This window comes from Pseudomonas pseudonitroreducens (assembly GCF_021603645.1).
Taxonomy (GTDB): domain Bacteria; phylum Pseudomonadota; class Gammaproteobacteria; order Pseudomonadales; family Pseudomonadaceae; genus Pseudomonas; species Pseudomonas pseudonitroreducens.
The window spans coordinates 468969-484326 of the sequence record NZ_BQHJ01000004.1; the positions used below are offsets into that span (position 1 = coordinate 468969).

The window sequence follows — 15358 nt, forward strand, 5'->3', positions numbered from 1 at the left end:
ATCCTCAGCGCCCGGTGGCGCGGTAATGCACAACGATGGTTTCGGCGCCGGTCTGGGTGCCGGAGACGCGCTTCGCGGAGATGACCATTCCGCTGGTGGTGAGGTTGTAGAAACCGATGATGTTCTCGACCACCTCGGTAGCGTTGCCGGCTACGGCCGCAAACGACACGCTGTGGACCTCGACGGGGAAGGACGCCGGAAAGGAGATAGCCAGGTCGGCGACGCTGCCGACAGCGTTCGCCACCGTCAGCGTGGCCTGGCCCCAAACCTCTTGGCGACCCGTATCAGAGTCTTTCCACCAGCCGTTGGCCCCCAGCGATGCGGTGTTCTTCGGCCGGTTGGCGTTGGTCCATACCAGGTTGCCCCAGGCGTACATGGTCTGGTCGCCGAGGCCCCAGACCAAGGGGTAGCTGGTGGAGCCGCTCTGATCTGCATACAGCCGCAACTGGCTGCCGAACAGGTCGAGGTAAGCGTTCCAGCTGGTGTTGTTGAAGCGAATCTTGGGCGAAGTGACGGTCCCGTTAGTCAGCGTCAGGTCGCCCGAAAGCGCGCCGCCAGTGAGCGACAGCTTGCCGTTGTACAGCGTGTTGGCCTCGCCCTTGGTGTAGGCGTCGGTGATGCCATACCCGCCCAGAGTGGTGGTCTTGTCAGCCTTGCTGGACAGAGAGCTGGTCACCTCGGTCTTGGTGTAGGCATCGGTAATGCCGTACCCGCCCAATGTGGTGGCCTTGCCGGCTTTGGTGGCGGGATCGAAGTTGCCGCTGTTCCAGACGGTATAGCCGAACATGCTCGCGGTCTTGGCTACCAAATCGAAGACAAGCGGATAAATAACAGGGCCGGACTGGTCAGCGATCAGGCGCAACTGGTTTTGAAACAGGTCGATGTAGGCATTCCACATCGTGTTGTTCCAACGCAGGTCCGGTGCATCAGTCGTCCCGTTGTAAAGCGTCAGCGTCCCACTCACGGTGTCGCCGGTCTTATTCACCTTGCCATTGGCCATGTTGGCGACCAGCGCGGAAATCGCCTGGCGCAGCTGGTCATCACTGGCAGGGACTGGCGATAAGCCTGCAGCAGCAAGGACGTTGATGACCTCACGCTGAAGCGCGTTCAGCCACGCGGCCGTAATCAACGTGGCGTCGACACCACCAGACGGATTCCCCTCAGTGAACTCGCCGGACCCATTTGCCGTGTTAGTACTATCACTGATCTTCTGCATTACTGCGCTCCATAGCCGAACAGCAAAATAGATTCGGCAGGCTTAAGTTGATTGAGTCGGCATTCGAGCTGGCGGTTGCCCCAAGCCGCCAGGGGCTCACCAGCAACGGTTCCTCCGGCAATGGCATGCGTGACCGTGACGGCGGGAGCATTCACCCTCCAGGCAAAGTTCCAGTCCCCTCCGTAGATAGGATCACCAGCCCGAGCGATGCCCGCGCGGGCAGGCCGGAAGGTTGTGATGGTTACGTCGTAACCCAGGCTCTTCGCCAACTGGATGAAGAAAGAGCGACTTTGCCCGCCCCTGGACTGGAGCTTGCTAAGAACTGCCTGTATGCGTTGCGCAACGGTTTGGGGGTGCCCCAGCAGGCAAGGATCAGGAAGCCCAAGCACCCGCTCCCAGTCAGAGAGGGCCTCCCCGGTATCAGGGAACATGGCCCGATAGACGCCCGTGGAGTTGCTCTCAGAGGCTGTCAGTGACCCCGCTTCCGCCTCAATGATCGCGGAAAGGATGCGAGCGGAACCGTCGTAAGACACAGGAGGCAGCAACTGCCTCAGTTGGTCGGCCAACGAGGTCACGGCATTGCCTCGACTGTAATAGCGCCGGGGCGAATCCAGCCCACCTGGGTGGGGTCGGTCGACGCATCGACATTCGATGCCGGTGTCACCAGTACGCGATCTGCAACCCCCGGCAGATTGCTGACCATCGCCTCAAGCTGAGAGCGTTTCAATTGATCGGTTGGCTTGAGCGTGCCTAGAAGGGATGCATAGGCATCGCTGGCGGCCTGCTGAACCTCTGCCAACGTATAGCCAGAAGCCAGGTCGACCTGGACCAACGCATTAACGACGCGAATGGTTGGCGCGTATACCCATACGTCGGCAATGACCGAGCACACGTCCTGGATGTGCGACAAGCAATCCGCAATTACCTCTGCAGAGGGGATGCCAGTGGTGCCGGTGATGACGACATCGACAGTGCCGCCACCACGTCGGCCTGGGAGGATGAGAGCGTCTGCGACCCCCTCGACTTCCTTTGCCCAGCGCTCGTAGTCGTAGCTGGCACCGCCTGCAGGTGGTTTCCGCATGATTTCCAGAAGGCGAGCCAAGAGCGATTGAACAGACTCTTGGTCTTCGCCCCCTGCTGTTGGGGCGGTGAAGGATGCGGTGGCGTCCATTCCCAGCGGTGGACTGACCAGGCTGAGACTGCCAGTGAGCCCGTTCTGCGCTGCGCCGGCCGACTGGGCAGCAACAGGAGCGGTCGCCCTCCCGTCCACACCGAGGGTGGCGCTGGTGAGCACCAGGAACAGCTGGCCGGACGTTATGTGCCGGATTGCGGAGCCTTCTGGAAGCTCGGTGCCTGGCGCCCCGCTTACGGCAATGGTGGATGTGCTGGAGACTGCCGCCTTTTGCGTCAGTCCACGGTTTGCCGCATGCCGCAGCAGTTCAGCTGCGTCCGCTGTATCCGGAAAGATTTGGCGGTAGAGCCACGCGAGCCGCTGATAAATGCCCTCAATAGCCGCAGCCACTGCGGCGGAACGGACGTAATGGTCACTGTCCGTGCCGATGTCGGCCTCGGGCAGCAGGCTACGGATATCGCGGAGGATGCCGGCCAGGATGGAGTCGTAGGTTTCCACTGAATACGCCATGTCAGATGACCCTTACCAGATGACGGAAGACCTGGCGGTCTCCGGTGACATCGGTTACCTCAACAAGCAGCTCCAGTCGGCCGTTGTGAGGCTGTTCGACAGTTACCGCGATTGCCTTGGCGCGACCGTCATCGAGCAGCGGCTTGAGCGCATCCTCGGCGTACTGTTTGGCCAGTGCGCCGACTCGACTGAGGTCCTTGGATCGTTGGAGTTCGTGCAGACGCGACCCCAGCGAGGTATCCGCCCACCAGCTCCCGAGCGGGGTGATGAGGCGGATGTATACGGCGTTGGCCAGCGTGCTAATGCGCTTGCCGCTCAAATCGCCTGTTGTGGGGTCAATGCCTGCGTCCATGCGGGCATCGTGGCTTCGCGCGCGCGAAGCTGTGATTACGGATCACTTAGGATTTTTGGTCCAGGCTCACTGCTGCGGACTAGGGATTGGACCGCTGCCGTGCTTGTGCACGTTGTAGAGGTCGCGGTCGACTTGCATCGAGCGGGTATGGTCGGACACGTCGCCGTCTGCCTTGATGTTGCCCGTCGCCTCGATTAACGGGGTTTCGAAGCGCACCTTGGTGCCGGCCGTGACCAAGAGTGTCTCGGTCACCACCTCGACGACTCGACCGCGCTTCATGTGCACGTAGTCGCCTTCGTCCGTGTAGAGGGCGACCTCGCCGTCTTTGACCTGGAGCCGATATCGGCCATCCTCGCTGGCAACTACCACGGTGTGCTTGCTGTTGCCGCCCACCGGGATGGCGATGAACTCGGCCCCGGCCAGCGGCGCCGAGGTGAAGCCATAGTGCTGGAACAGCTCGCCGGTCACAGACTCCCCGGCCAGGCCCTGCATGTCGACACCGATCAGCGTGCCATGGGTGTTCCGTGCCGCGACGGCCCGGAACGCCTGACGGAAGTTGCGGCGCTCAGCTGCAGCGGCTTCGCGCATCATTCGGGCCATACCTCGGGTCATAGGTTCCTCAGCTGCTCAATGAAGGCCGAGTCCGGGTTGGACTTGCCCTTGTGCTTCTTCGGTGGGTTTCCGTCCAGGACCCACATTTTGTCTTCGCGTAGGCGCAGCTCGGTGATGGCGCCTTCGCCGCGCGACAGCCGGAGCGTCCTGGACATCAGGAAGAAGGTGCCGTCCAGCCCGTGAGGCTCACTCTTGACCATGATGCGCTGGCCTGGCGTCCAGACCTGGCCATTGCCTGCGCGGTGGCCAGCCACGATGGCGCGAATCTCGAAGCCTTCCAGCCGACTATCAGCCAGCACCTTGCGCGCACGGGTGGTGGCCATGTCCTGGCTTTCGCTGGAGCTGTCGATGATCACTTTGGGGCGGAAGATGCCGCGCTGCGCCAGGGTGTCATCCTTGATCTGGGAGCGCAGGTGCGACCGGCTGGTGTCATAGCCATCGTTGCTGTACTGGCCATGCTGCCCGAGCACGGTGACCTGGCTGTAGCGGTTCGCGATGGAGCGGCGGACAGACAGGCGCTGGACGTTATTGCCATTGCCGTCTCGGCGGAGGATCAGCGTGGCGACCGGAGCGGCCGTGTAGTCAGGGCCGCCCACCACCAGGGTGCCGTCCGGCTCCATCCAGGGCCAAAGCCCGTTCGCTTCGGCTACCTGGAGCAGCGCCTCCCACGCAGACTGGCCCGGCTCGATCTGGATACGGCGGCGGCTCTTGGCGTTGGCCGCTTGGATTTTCACCTTGCTGATACCGAGCGGCTTTACGACCTGGCTGATCACCTCCGCCAGGTCCGCTTCACGCATCGACACGAACGGAGTCGAGCAATCAACCAGCGCGGCCGCACCGTCTCGCCCATTGATCCGGATGAAGACACCGCCACGGGAAATGTCGTGCTCGATCTCGTCGATCTGTCCGGTCAGCACCCGGTCACCGCCCAGCGTCAGCACGCACGGCGCTCCCTCAACCAGGACAGAGGGGAGTGCCTCGGACTTCTTGGCGTATAGCTCCAGCTCGAAGGCATCGGCAGGGGTCAGCAGATCGGATTCAACCGACCAGCCGTCCCACATGTCGTGGCTCTGCCCACCAATGGACAGACGGATGGATTCAGTCGACGTAGGCACGCAGCACCTCGCCGGCCTCGATGTTGTACGGCGTGCGCAAGCCTGGATTCAGACGGAGCAGCTCCGAGGCGCGGGTATGGTCGCCATACCACCGATACGCCAGCAGGCGCAGTGAGGCGGGGGTCTCGACCGTCCGCTCTATCAGCGGCGGCGCCATCAGGATCACCCGGCGCGCTCGGGCTTGAAGCAGCGCGGAGGTATTGCGCAGCCCTTCGATGATCGGCCGCGCTTCCTCTACACCGTACAAGCGGCGGTGCAACAGGATGGCCGCTTGTGCCAAAGAGCGCGCGAGGTTCGCCAGGCTCTCCAAGTCGATAGGGCTCAGGGTCGGCGTCTCGGCTTCGCCCTCGATGATGACCGCGACGGCCTGGGCGTGCGATACCGCCAATTCGGTGATGACCAGGACCACCAGGGCGAAGGCATTCGCCGCGACCGGATCGCTGGGCATGCTGCTCGGTAGCAGGGTTTCGTCTGGCGCGATCCCTTGCCGGGCGCTGGCCAGCAGCGTCGCAGCGGCTCGGGTTGCATCGGCGGGCAGCGACGAGGCGCCCGGCATTGTGGCGGGCACGCCGGAGCGGGTCAGCAGCGAGGCTGAGTCACTCGGCGTGTTGTTCTGAATGGCTCCGCGAATCTCCATCGGAGTGCGGGCGAGGTCGGTCAGCGGATCGAAGGCGCTCGATGTGCCGTTGCCCAGCTCGCCCACGCTGGATACTACCCCTAGGATTTGCGAGCGCAACTGCTGCAGGCGCAGGCCAATACCAGGAAGGCCGAGTGCACGCTCCAGCAGGCCGACCCAGCCACCGCCGATCCAGGTCTGAATCTCCCCGACCAGCGAGTCGACCCGGCCGAACAGATCGAAGATACCGTCTTGCCAGGTGGGGCCGTCATCCAGTTCGGCTAGGCCGACGTCGACGAACTCTATTTCGCGAGCAAAGAACGGCTGGTCCGGCAGGCTCTCAACGAACTGGATGCTTACCTGGGCACTGTCGGGGCGCTCTGCAGCATGGCTCACCTCCCAGGTTGCGGCGACGACAGTGAGCGAGCCATAGATAGGATGGATCAGCTCACCATCACCGAGCGTGTCCAGGGCCTTGAGCAGGTTCTGCAGCTCGATCTCGTAGTTGACCCCAAAGAGCACCACGCGCATGGGAAAACGACGTGCACCTCGCCCCAAGTCCTCAACGGTGTCGCCATCGCGATACGGCGTGCCGTGCTCGCTCAGCGCCCGCTGAGCCTGCAGGCTCTCATCGACCACATTCAGCGGCACGCCTCGGAATGAGGCGTCCAGGAGCGTTTCAGACCAGCTCATTGCCCACGCCTCATCAGAATGTCAGTGCGCCGCTCGACCTCAGCGGTGATCATCTGGCTGTCCGTCCTGATCTCGACCACCAGGGGCTTGCCGAGTAGCTGCGCGAGCCGTGCCTCTGCCGCTCCAGGTGCAGCGGATTGGCCAGGTGGCGTGAGTGCCGCCGCAGTCAAACGATTCGCGACACCCGCCGCCCAAGCATTGCCGCCCGAGACCGATCCGCCGCTGTAGGTTAGGCCTGTTTCCTGTTGAGCCAGCCGGGTGGCGTTGCTGCTGAGCCAGTTCTCGCGCTCACCATAGGAGAGCCCTTCAGGGACCTGGCCAGCCAAGCCCATACGGCTCTGATAGAAGGCGGTCAGATATCGGCGCTGTGGATCGGACAGGAGCTTGTTCCTGGAGAGGTTGCGCAGCTGCCCCTCATCGGTCATGTCGGAGTCGCCGCCAAGCTGAGTCGCAGCCAGCCCCAAAGCGACGGGCGCAAGCCAGGGGGCAACCACGCCACCAGGTCCCGATGGCTTCTTACCGCCTGGCAGGTCCGGAAGTCCGGCGCCGCCGAGGTTGGCCGGCCAGTTGGTCACGAATACCGAGGTGACGCCGGTCGCTTCTTCCAGGGCCTTGCCCACCGCGACATTCTTGAGAGTTTCGGGACCGCCGAGGAACTTGTTGAGCAGCGCTCCGGCGCCAGCTTTGGCACCGCGTCCGGCGTAATAGCCGCCGACAGCCGTAGCCATACCACCGGCAAGAAGTTGCTCGCCGGACAGATTGAGGTCATCAAGCAAGTAACTGCCTAGATCGGCGAACCCTTTATTGATCGGTTGCGACATTCGATCAATTGCCTGGCCGAGACTTGCCTTAACCCTGGAGCCAACCGCAGTTGAGCTGCTCAGGTTATCAGCAAGGTCCTTCTCGATAACGCCTTTCGCGTTATTGATATCGCCTGTGCTCGATGCGAACTGCTCTAAACGATTCCCTGTAAGGAAAGCGTTAACGCCCTTCTGTGTGTCCTGGTCCATCTTTCCAAAGACAACGCCCATGAACCGAGCGCGGTCCCTGTCCGACTTCAGCGACTTGTATTTCCGTTGTAGATCGACAAAGACGTCTTGAGTATTTCGGACACTGTTGTCCTTGTTGAAGAAGTCGACACCAGTAGTTCTGGTCACTTCTTTCCGATAACTGTCGTTGGTGAAAGCCCTGAGGGTTGATTGTGCCAACGTACCAAGTCGATCAGGTTCCAGTTCAATTAGAGAGAGTGTTTCAACAAACGAAAGCGATTGAGCCATGCTCATCCCGGCCTTCTTTGCGTCTTGTCCAACCTTCGGGAAGATGCTGGCCAAGTTCTCCAGTTCAGCATTACCAAGGCGGCCAGCGACTATCATTTTCTGCAGGAGGTCAAGTGCCGCTTCAGGCTGGGCAAGATCGATATCGAACGCACTCGACCCCGTTACAAGTGCTTTCGCGAGCGTGCCAGAGTCTGCTCCTGTTACTGCTGTGGCCTGCGCAATGGCCCCGGCGCTTTTCTTGGCCTTGTCATACGAGAGGCCGCTGGCGATAAGGGTGTCGAATCCAGTCTGTACCTGGTCGCGCTCGACTCCGTAGGTTTTTGCCAAGCGCCATTGCTCTTGCCTCCACTCATCGCGCTCCGCCACCGACATACCTGCGGTCTGCTGGGTTCGGATGAGCTGCCTGTCCAACTGAGCACTCCCGGTCAGACCCGACACAACGCCTGCCCCCAGCCCTATACCGGCAAGTTTCCCCTGTAGAGTTCCCCCGAAGTTCTTGAGCCGATCAAACTCCGAGCGCACTCCGGCGGCGAGCGTCTTGAGGGTCCGCAGGCGGCTCCCGCCGTTCTGCGCCAGGCGCCGAAAACTGGTTTCGGCCTTGTCGACGCTGCGAGTCAACGCCTGGACGCCATCGCGGTCCGTCTTCGACAGCTCCGACTTGGTGTCGCGCGCAGCCTGGCGGCCGGACTCGCCCAGCTTCTTGAACTCGGCCTGGATCAGCTGCAGGTCCTGGCGGAAGACTGCTGAGCCCTGGGTGGCGCTCTCACGCATCACCTGGCGAATGATCTTGTAGCTGGCGGTCCCGGCCTGGGCGGTGCGGTTGAGTGCTGCGCCTGCCTTGTTGGACTCGTCGGCAAGGGCTTTCGCCCCTTGCTTTCCGGCCTGACGAAGGTCCCGCTCCAGGGAATTGACCTCGCGACGGCTATTGCCGGCCTCGGCCTGGATTCGAAGTGCTACGCGAAGATCAGAACTCATCGGGATGCCTGATACCGTCGGAGATGCCGAGCACGATTGCGCTCAATACAGATGTGATGCCGAGCCACTGCAGGAGTGGCAGCAGTACTTCAGGAGGCATGGCCTGCCTGGGGCGTTAACTCCGCAACAAGCTCGCCGGCCAGCCCCACCGGCCACCAGTACAGGGGGCGCTGATAGGTGCCGCGTTCCTCGCGGATCACCAGGCCCCGGCTCTCCAGGGTCTTGAATGTCCGTAGCACCTTCTCTGCCGCCATCCCATGCTTCTTGCCCAACTGCCAGGTGAGACTGCCAAGGCCCCACACGCTTCCTTTATCGCCCTTGCTGATTCGCTCCAGGTTGTCCTGGTAGAGATGCGGGCAGCTTTCCCGGTAGCGCACCACATTGGCCTTGCAGTGTGCGCGCAAGGCATCCAGCACCAGGGCCTGGGTCTCGGTAAGTGGTTTCACGGCTTCTTCCCCTTCCTGCGAGTGCTGACATACCGCGTGGTGTTCTTCTTCCGGCCGACCAGGATGTCGACGCGGGCATCGATCTCCGGCTGGGTCATCCGGCGGATTTCCTCCAGCCGGTAACCGTGGCGGACTAGGGCGTGCTCTATTCGCCGCCAGTCGTGGAGCTTGCGCTCGGCGGCGTGAGCTTTTTTTCCAGCTCCTCGTCCGCCCGACTGATGAGGGCGAGGTCAGTCTCGGCCAGCTCGGCGCGCAGCAGCTCGGTGGTGATCGCTTCGGGCGGGATGTCCCCCAGGCCGATCAACTGCTGGCGGTAGACCTCCAGGGTCACCAGTTGCAGAGGGCCGTTGGGATGCGCTTCCTGGGCGGCGATCAGATCCCCGGCCATGGGGACGCGCAGGGTGAAAGACTTGTGGCGGGTGCCGGCGTAGTAGACGCCGACCGCCAGCTCACGGGTGATAGTCAGACCTTCCCAGCGTTTGTTGACGCACGGGACATCGCCTTCACGACGAGGCGGGATCGAGTAGTTCGGGCTATCAGCGACCATTGGTCATCACTCCTGGTAGTAGTTGAGGGCCGAGACGGTCAGGTCACGGGTGGCTTCGCCTTCGAGCTGGTACTTGCTGCCCATCTCGATCAGCGCGACACCGGTCCAGGTCTCGCGCTTGCCGCCACCATCCAGGGGCTCGATGGTGATTTTGGCGTCCATCATGGCGTTCCAGTCCGGTTCGCCGCTCTTCGGGATGGGTACCGAAATCCGCAGGTCGTGATCAGTGATGCCTTTGGCGGTGCCCAAGGGGCGGCCCAGGCGGTTCATGGTCTTGACCACACTGCGACCGGTCTTGAGGGTGTGCTCCAGGCTCTTGATTTCGTAGTCCGTCCCGTTGATCGAGAGGACAATCTGCCCGACGTAGTTATCCGACATTGCTAAGTTCTCCTGTTGTTACAGCAGCAGGTCGATGCGACCGGCAAAGACGTGCAGGCCGTTGACGACATCGGCGGGGATCGAGGCGTTGAGTCGATTGACGTCCTGGAGCGAGCGCTCCACGACCAGGCCGTCGGCGTTGGCGTCGACCTCTTCGAGAATCTCCAGCTCTTCGCACTTCTTCAGCACGTCGAGCAGCTCACCACGCACGGCGGGCGGCGTCCTGGACGACAGCTTGGCGCGCGGGAAACGCAGGCGAATGCGGTCGCGGCAAGCCTTACGCACGTAGTACAGGGTGCGAATGGTGGTCAGATCGAGCAGCGACACGTCATCCGCGCCGGCCGCCGACTTGGTGTAGGTGCTGATGGCACGGACGATCTGCACCACATCACCCGCACCAACCTCCAGCGGGGTGACGCCGTTGGCCAGACAGGTTTCCTGCTCGACGCGGCCCAAGCGGCTGGCGATGGGCGGAACCTTGATGCCAGTGATTACCAGGGTGTTGAGAGGGCGAGCCGGGTCTTCTTCGGAAGCGATCACCGCCGCATATCCCGCCGCGACCTGGCGAGCGCTGGACGTAGTGCCGGGGAACAGCGCCAGGCTGATAGCCCCGGAGTTCAGCGCGTCGGCCAGCGTGGTTGCTGCTGAAAGGGTGGTGGTCACGGCACCGACGCCCAAGATGCTCTGCTGCTCGATGGAGTCGGTGTAGGTGTTGATGTGGGTGCGCAGCGCGGTCATAGCCGTGTTGCTGAACCAGGCCGGAACCAGGATGGTGAATCCGCCCAGGGCGGTGGCATCGAGCGCGGCGGCGATGTCCGGCTCGACATCGCCCTCTACGGTCACCCCGACGCAGGAGATGGCGGCGTAGCGGTAGGCAGCGATTGCAGCAGCCACCATCTCTTCAGCGACAGTGCCGAATTGGGCCTTGGCTTCTGCAGCGCTGTAGACCTGGGCAGGCACCAGCGGAGTGGCCGTTGCGCCATCGCCCAGCGGGACGATGAAGCAAATGCTCTGCGCGTTGGTCGGCAGGGTGCGCACCGCCAGGCTGGTATTGAACTCGATGTAAGCGCCCGGCTTGCGGATCGAGGCCGGGATGGTATCGAAGGAAATGGTCATGAAAGACTCCTTTAGCTGGACGCTTTCGCGCGACGTTTGGCACTCGGCTGAGCGGTGCTCTCATCTACCTCGGCGCTGGGCTCCGCCTCGGCCGCCGACGAGCTGTCGGATTCTTCGGCCAGCAGCAGCTCGCCAGCCGCCACCCGACGGCGGTAATAGGTGGTATCGGGCACGTCGACCGACTTGGCCGGTGCCGCTTCAATGAAGGTCCGCGCCTTGCCCTCGTGGGGCACCCGCAGACCAGGTGCAGCGATCACGCGCATTACAGGTCCCTCAGTTCGATTGAGTCGTGGGCGCCCGGCACCGGGTTGCTCGCCGGTACGTGGTACGCCATGTCGATGCCTTCCAGGTCCGGCATCGGCTCTTCCGGAATGTCCCAGTCCAGCTCTATGGCGAAGCTCTGGCCCAATACGGAGAGGTGGTTGCCCTGGAACTTGCCGTTGACCAGGTTGGCGAACTCCGTGGGTTTCACGCGGGCGCCGTTTTCCTTGTGCTGCCAGCCAGTGAGCTGCCGCAGGCAGGCTTCCCATAGCCAGTAGCTGCCAGGCTCACCGATCCAGCCGCCGCGTCGAGTGTCCCGTTCGTTGCGGGCGTTACGGCAACTGATGACCAGGCGGAACACCACGGCTGCCTCAAAACGGCGATGGCTGCGGGGGCGAAAAACCACCTTGGGGGTAGTGATCAGAATCGAAGGACCGTTGCCGATCAGGCTGGGCAACAGGTCCGGGTCACCCAGCTCGCCGCCGTAAGAGTCCAGGCGTAGGCGTTTGAGCGACGGCTGTTCCTGCAGCTCACCGAGCCTGGCCAGGATGGCGTCTTCCAGTTCGCCCAGCATCACAGCCGCCTCAAGGTGTCGCGGCTGAACAGACGTGGTTGGCTGCGCACCTGTAGCCCGGACGTGCCGGCCTCCGAGGCGCCGCGTGCTTGATCCTCTGCGGCCAGCGCTTCCAGGCGCTTGATGACGTCCTGGTAGCGCAGCCGTACTGCCGAGTCCTTCACGCCAGAGGCGTCATAGAGGTGGTAGCGGGCCAGCTCCTGCAGATCATCAGCGACCCAATCCGGGGCCGCCTGATCCGGGGAGCGGAACCGCAGGTAGAACGTCGCTTCCGAGCGCGCGCGGGTGGCGGCGTCGGCGATCCGCGCGAGGGCTCGGGTCGCGGTGGCCACGTCATCCGGCGACCAATCATCCAGCGGCTCGCCACTGGCAGCAGCCAGCAGCAGCGCCGGATCGATGGGGGCATCGGTGTCCGCGACAGCCTGGTGCGCGATCTCCTGCGCACCGTAGCGGGTCAGGAGCGCAACAGCGCTCGGAAGCGAGAGGTTCATTGCTCCAGGTTCTCCAGGTGTTCAACGGCCGCGCGGCAATCCTTCGCCACTTGCCGCTCCAGGTCGGCCTGGGCGACGTCGCCCTCGGCCTGGTGGATTGGCGCGTTGTGCGCGGCGTTCTCGGCTGCGATGGTCAAGGCGGCGATGGCGTGTTCCATCACATCAGGCCTGTTGCTCGGCGCCAGGCGCCGGGCTTTCGGAGTCGCTTGCAGAAGCCTCGTCCTTGCCACTCTTGTCATCGGTAGCGGGCTTGCCCTTGCCCTTCGCAGGGACCTTGGCTGGGCCTTTCTTCACAGGAGTGGCCGCAGAACGAGACTTCGCAGGTACTGCCGGAGCCTTCTCCGAGCCCGTCGGCGCTTCAGTGCTGCCGGGAGCGGCCAGGTTCTTGCCGTTGATTTCATCGTCGTCGCCCTGTTCATCGTCCACGTCGACCACCACCAGTTGAGGCTCGGAGCGCAGGGCTTCGAGCTGTTCCTCGGTGAAGTAGCCGTCGCGGAAGGTCTTACCCTTGGCCAAGTGAGCGACGCCGCAGCGGCGGAACCCGTCGGTGCGTGCAGTGATACGAACACCCATGACGGACCTCCTTATGCGCCAGTGCCGGTGGAGCCGAACGCCAGCTGCCAGAAGCCGTAGCCACCAGCGGCGCGCGCTTCCGCACCGAACTTGAATTTCTTGCGGTTGAACACGTCGTCCGCTTCCGGGTCGGTCTGCTGGACGAAGTTCGGGGCCTCACGTTCCTGGTACATGTAGGGCTTGACCGGCCACTTGGTATCCAGCAACTGCCAGGCAGTGTCGGATTCGATGCGAGCATCGACGACCAGCTCGGCGGTGCCCTTGTAGGGGTTGGCCTTGCCGTCTTCCAGGCGGTCGTTGGTGAGCAGCGCCCTGGCGGTGTCTTCCAGGCCGGGACCGACCAGGAGCACGTTGGGGTTGATACCCAGCGGACGACCATCTTCGTCCTTGAACTTCTTCATCGCGGTCCGCGCGGCGCCATAGCCGGCCTTAGCGGCGGCCTGGGAGGCGACGGACAACGGCGCGGTACTGCGGTTGCTTACGCTCTCGCCCGCCACCGGGTGATCGGTGTCGAAGAAGTACTGGCCGTCATAGCACTTGTTGTCGAACGCGCCGTTGACCAGCTCGTACACGATCTCGTCCGGCAGCTGCTTGGCGGAGAAGCCGGCCATTTGCGCCTGGGGGGCGTAGATGCCGAGCTGGTCATCCTTGATGTGGTTGCGGTCAACCTCGACGGTGGCTTCCCAGTCTTCGTTCTCGACCTGGTAGGTGAAGGCCTTGAGGTTCTTGACGTGCTTTTCACCCACCCAGCGACGCATACGCGGGAAGGCGGACAGCCAAGCGTAGAGATTGCTGCCCGTGCTGGACGGCACCTTCATGGCGATCTTTTCCCAGCTGCTGGGGGCGGCCTGGAAAGCGTTGTTGAACAGGGTTTTCAAGGCGACGAATGCCGCCCGGATCGACTCTTTATTAACGAGCATGCGCGCTGCGCTCCTTTGCTGGGGTTACTCGACCCAGACGCCGTCGGCATCGATGCCGACGATGCGGCCGGCTGCCGAACGGGTACTGGTGCCATCAGTCGCGGCGACGGTCTGGTCGTCGACGATATAGGCGGTCTTCATGAAATGGGCTTGAGTGATGCTGCCGTCGTTGGCCCACTTGAAAGCCTTGCCACGGCGAATCTCGACGGTGGCGGCACCGTCGGCGCCGTCGCGGTTGTCGACGTACTCTTCCGCGCGGCCCAGGTAGTTCTGGCCGGTGGCGGCGGCGCCCGGCGTGGCGAAGCCCGTGGCGTTGGCCATCACCAGGGCGCCCGCGAAGATGCGCTTGGCGGCGGCCACCGGGACGACCAGGACCTCGGTCGCCTTCATTTCGGTATTGCGGTCTTGGGTCAGCGGCATGGCTTAGCCCTCGCTCTGTTTGGTTTTCGCGTACTCCACCGGGTCAATGCCGAACTGCTGGCAGACCGACTGTTCCTCGGCGTTGAGCGCGGTGGTGGTGCCGTTCGGCTTGCGCTCGCCCAGGTTGGACGGATCGCCGACGACCGGGGCGGCGGCCACGAACGCCTTGAAGCGATCCAAGCCGGCTTGGTCATGGCAGGACGCACGGTGGTATTCGGCGGTTGCCGGAGTGATCTTCCCGGCCTCGCTTGCTTCCTGGATCGCGGCGTCCACAGCTTTCGCGTGTTGCTCCGTCTTGATGGTCTGGAGCTGCTGCTCGGCGTTGGTGGCGCGGGACAGGGCCGTGTCGTAGTCCGCGCGGGGGACGAAGCGCTCGATGTTCTGATGCTCGCTGTTGGTCGCCTGGGCGGTCTTGAGTTGATTGGCGGCCGCAAGGGCCTCTTCTTCGGTGGCGGTCTCGGGCAGGCCGAGCAACGCCAGCAGTGCAGCGGAAATCTTCACTGTCGGGTTCTCCGAGGGGGCTTCTTGGTTGAGGGCGGTCAGGTGGAAGTTGGGCTTGTTGGTCAAGCCAGCGCTGACGAACAGGACGATGCGTCCGTTGTCGGGGATGAAGTCGAAGACGGGAGAAAGGAAGCGGTATTCCTTGTTCTCTACCTGCTGGGCGCCGCGCGGGGTCCAGGTGACGTGGCCCCAGAGGGCGCCGTCGCGGATGTCCAGGGTGTCGATCCAGGCGGCGGCAGGCGCTTCCTTGCCATCGGCGGCAAGGCGCTGGGTGGCATGCTCCCAGTCGATCACCAGGTCAATGCCGCGCTCCGTGAAGCTGGACAGCACCAGCTGCTGTGCGGCGTCATCGAACAACCAGGAGCGGCCATCACGACCCACAACCAACGGGCCGGCGGGAATCAACTCGACCCACTCCGGCGCCTTGCCGTCGGCAGACAGCGCGCTGGTGAGGTCGGTATTGAGGGCGAGAAGTGTCTTCATGACCGCCAGTCTCGGCGGTCGAAGTCATGAGGTGTGATTCAGGCCGGTTAAGGATTTTCGCCGGCTTGGAACTACGGGGAGAGGGGGTACACGCGAAGCCCATTCTATACGTAGAGAATGGGGGAACTGTCTCGCGCGAGTGACGGGAAT

The 15358-nt window shown here is 63.2% G+C and carries 20 protein-coding genes; all 20 read right to left on the reverse strand.

What is annotated here, in order from left to right:
• Positions 1–4: 4 nt before the first annotated feature.
• On the reverse strand, positions 5–1216 hold the full coding sequence (locus L6D89_RS12670; protein WP_236199915.1) for a hypothetical protein: 1212 nt from the start codon (positions 1214–1216) through the stop codon (positions 5–7).
• On the reverse strand, positions 1216–1782 hold the full coding sequence (locus tag L6D89_RS12675) for a YmfQ family protein (protein WP_232850339.1): 567 nt from the start codon (positions 1780–1782) through the stop codon (positions 1216–1218). Before L6D89_RS12675 ends, L6D89_RS12670 begins: the two co-directional genes overlap by 1 nt.
• Positions 1783–1787: 5 nt before the next feature.
• Entirely contained in the window at positions 1788–2846 is a 1059-nt protein-coding gene (locus L6D89_RS12680) for a baseplate J/gp47 family protein (protein ID WP_236199916.1), read from the reverse strand.
• A 13-nt stretch (positions 2847–2859) separates the two neighbouring features.
• A complete protein-coding gene (locus L6D89_RS12685) occupies positions 2860–3210 on the reverse strand; it encodes a phage GP46 family protein (protein WP_003117258.1) in 351 nt (116 codons plus the stop codon).
• Between the two features lie 66 nt (positions 3211–3276).
• Positions 3277–3801 (reverse strand): phage baseplate assembly protein domain-containing protein, encoded by a 525-nt coding sequence (locus tag L6D89_RS12690; protein WP_003117257.1) that lies wholly within the window; start codon positions 3799–3801, stop codon positions 3277–3279.
• A gap of 17 nt (positions 3802–3818) precedes the next feature.
• Positions 3819–4937: a phage baseplate assembly protein gene (locus tag L6D89_RS12695; RefSeq protein ID WP_031655530.1), complete on the reverse strand. Its 1119-nt coding sequence runs from the start codon at positions 4935–4937 to the stop codon at positions 3819–3821.
• The gene (locus tag L6D89_RS12700) at positions 4921–6246 is read right to left on the reverse strand and encodes a DNA circularization protein (protein WP_236199917.1); all 1326 of its coding nucleotides are present in this window, start codon (positions 6244–6246) and stop codon (positions 4921–4923) included. Before L6D89_RS12700 ends, L6D89_RS12695 begins: the two co-directional genes overlap by 17 nt.
• The gene (locus L6D89_RS12705; protein WP_236199918.1) at positions 6243–8498 is read right to left on the reverse strand and encodes a phage tail tape measure protein; all 2256 of its coding nucleotides are present in this window, start codon (positions 8496–8498) and stop codon (positions 6243–6245) included. The genes L6D89_RS12700 and L6D89_RS12705 overlap by 4 nt, the downstream gene beginning before the upstream one ends.
• Positions 8499–8587: 89 nt before the next feature.
• Positions 8588–8944: a helix-turn-helix domain-containing protein gene (locus tag L6D89_RS12710; RefSeq protein WP_236199919.1), complete on the reverse strand. Its 357-nt coding sequence runs from the start codon at positions 8942–8944 to the stop codon at positions 8588–8590.
• Between the two features lie 145 nt (positions 8945–9089).
• The gene (locus L6D89_RS12715) at positions 9090–9491 is read right to left on the reverse strand and encodes a phage tail assembly protein (protein WP_236199920.1); all 402 of its coding nucleotides are present in this window, start codon (positions 9489–9491) and stop codon (positions 9090–9092) included.
• A gap of 6 nt (positions 9492–9497) precedes the next feature.
• Entirely contained in the window at positions 9498–9869 is a 372-nt protein-coding gene (locus tag L6D89_RS12720; RefSeq protein ID WP_236199921.1) for a phage tail protein, read from the reverse strand.
• Between the two features lie 18 nt (positions 9870–9887).
• The gene (locus tag L6D89_RS12725; RefSeq protein WP_236199922.1) at positions 9888–10985 is read right to left on the reverse strand and encodes a phage tail sheath C-terminal domain-containing protein; all 1098 of its coding nucleotides are present in this window, start codon (positions 10983–10985) and stop codon (positions 9888–9890) included.
• Between the two features lie 11 nt (positions 10986–10996).
• A complete protein-coding gene (locus tag L6D89_RS12730; RefSeq protein WP_236199923.1) occupies positions 10997–11248 on the reverse strand; it encodes a DUF2635 domain-containing protein in 252 nt (83 codons plus the stop codon).
• Complete coding sequence (locus L6D89_RS12735) at positions 11248–11820, reverse strand: phage protein Gp37 (protein WP_236199924.1); 573 nt, start codon at positions 11818–11820, stop codon at positions 11248–11250. Before L6D89_RS12735 ends, L6D89_RS12730 begins: the two co-directional genes overlap by 1 nt.
• Positions 11820–12311 carry a phage protein Gp36 family protein gene (locus L6D89_RS12740; protein WP_236199925.1) on the reverse strand — a complete coding sequence of 164 codons (492 nt, stop codon included), beginning with the start codon at positions 12309–12311 and terminating at the stop codon, positions 11820–11822. The genes L6D89_RS12735 and L6D89_RS12740 overlap by 1 nt, the downstream gene beginning before the upstream one ends.
• Positions 12308–12469 carry a hypothetical protein gene (locus L6D89_RS12745; protein ID WP_236199926.1) on the reverse strand — a complete coding sequence of 54 codons (162 nt, stop codon included), beginning with the start codon at positions 12467–12469 and terminating at the stop codon, positions 12308–12310. Before L6D89_RS12745 ends, L6D89_RS12740 begins: the two co-directional genes overlap by 4 nt.
• Before the next feature lie 4 nt (positions 12470–12473).
• Complete coding sequence (locus L6D89_RS12750) at positions 12474–12884, reverse strand: HI1506-related protein (RefSeq protein WP_236199927.1); 411 nt, start codon at positions 12882–12884, stop codon at positions 12474–12476.
• A gap of 11 nt (positions 12885–12895) precedes the next feature.
• Positions 12896–13804, reverse strand: a complete 909-nt coding sequence (locus tag L6D89_RS12755; RefSeq protein WP_236199928.1) for a Mu-like prophage major head subunit gpT family protein — start codon at positions 13802–13804, stop codon at positions 12896–12898.
• A 24-nt stretch (positions 13805–13828) separates the two neighbouring features.
• Entirely contained in the window at positions 13829–14224 is a 396-nt protein-coding gene (locus L6D89_RS12760; RefSeq protein WP_236199929.1) for a hypothetical protein, read from the reverse strand.
• Positions 14225–14227: 3 nt separating this feature from the next.
• A complete protein-coding gene (locus L6D89_RS12765) occupies positions 14228–15208 on the reverse strand; it encodes a phage protease (protein WP_236199930.1) in 981 nt (326 codons plus the stop codon).
• Positions 15209–15358 lie beyond the last annotated feature (150 nt).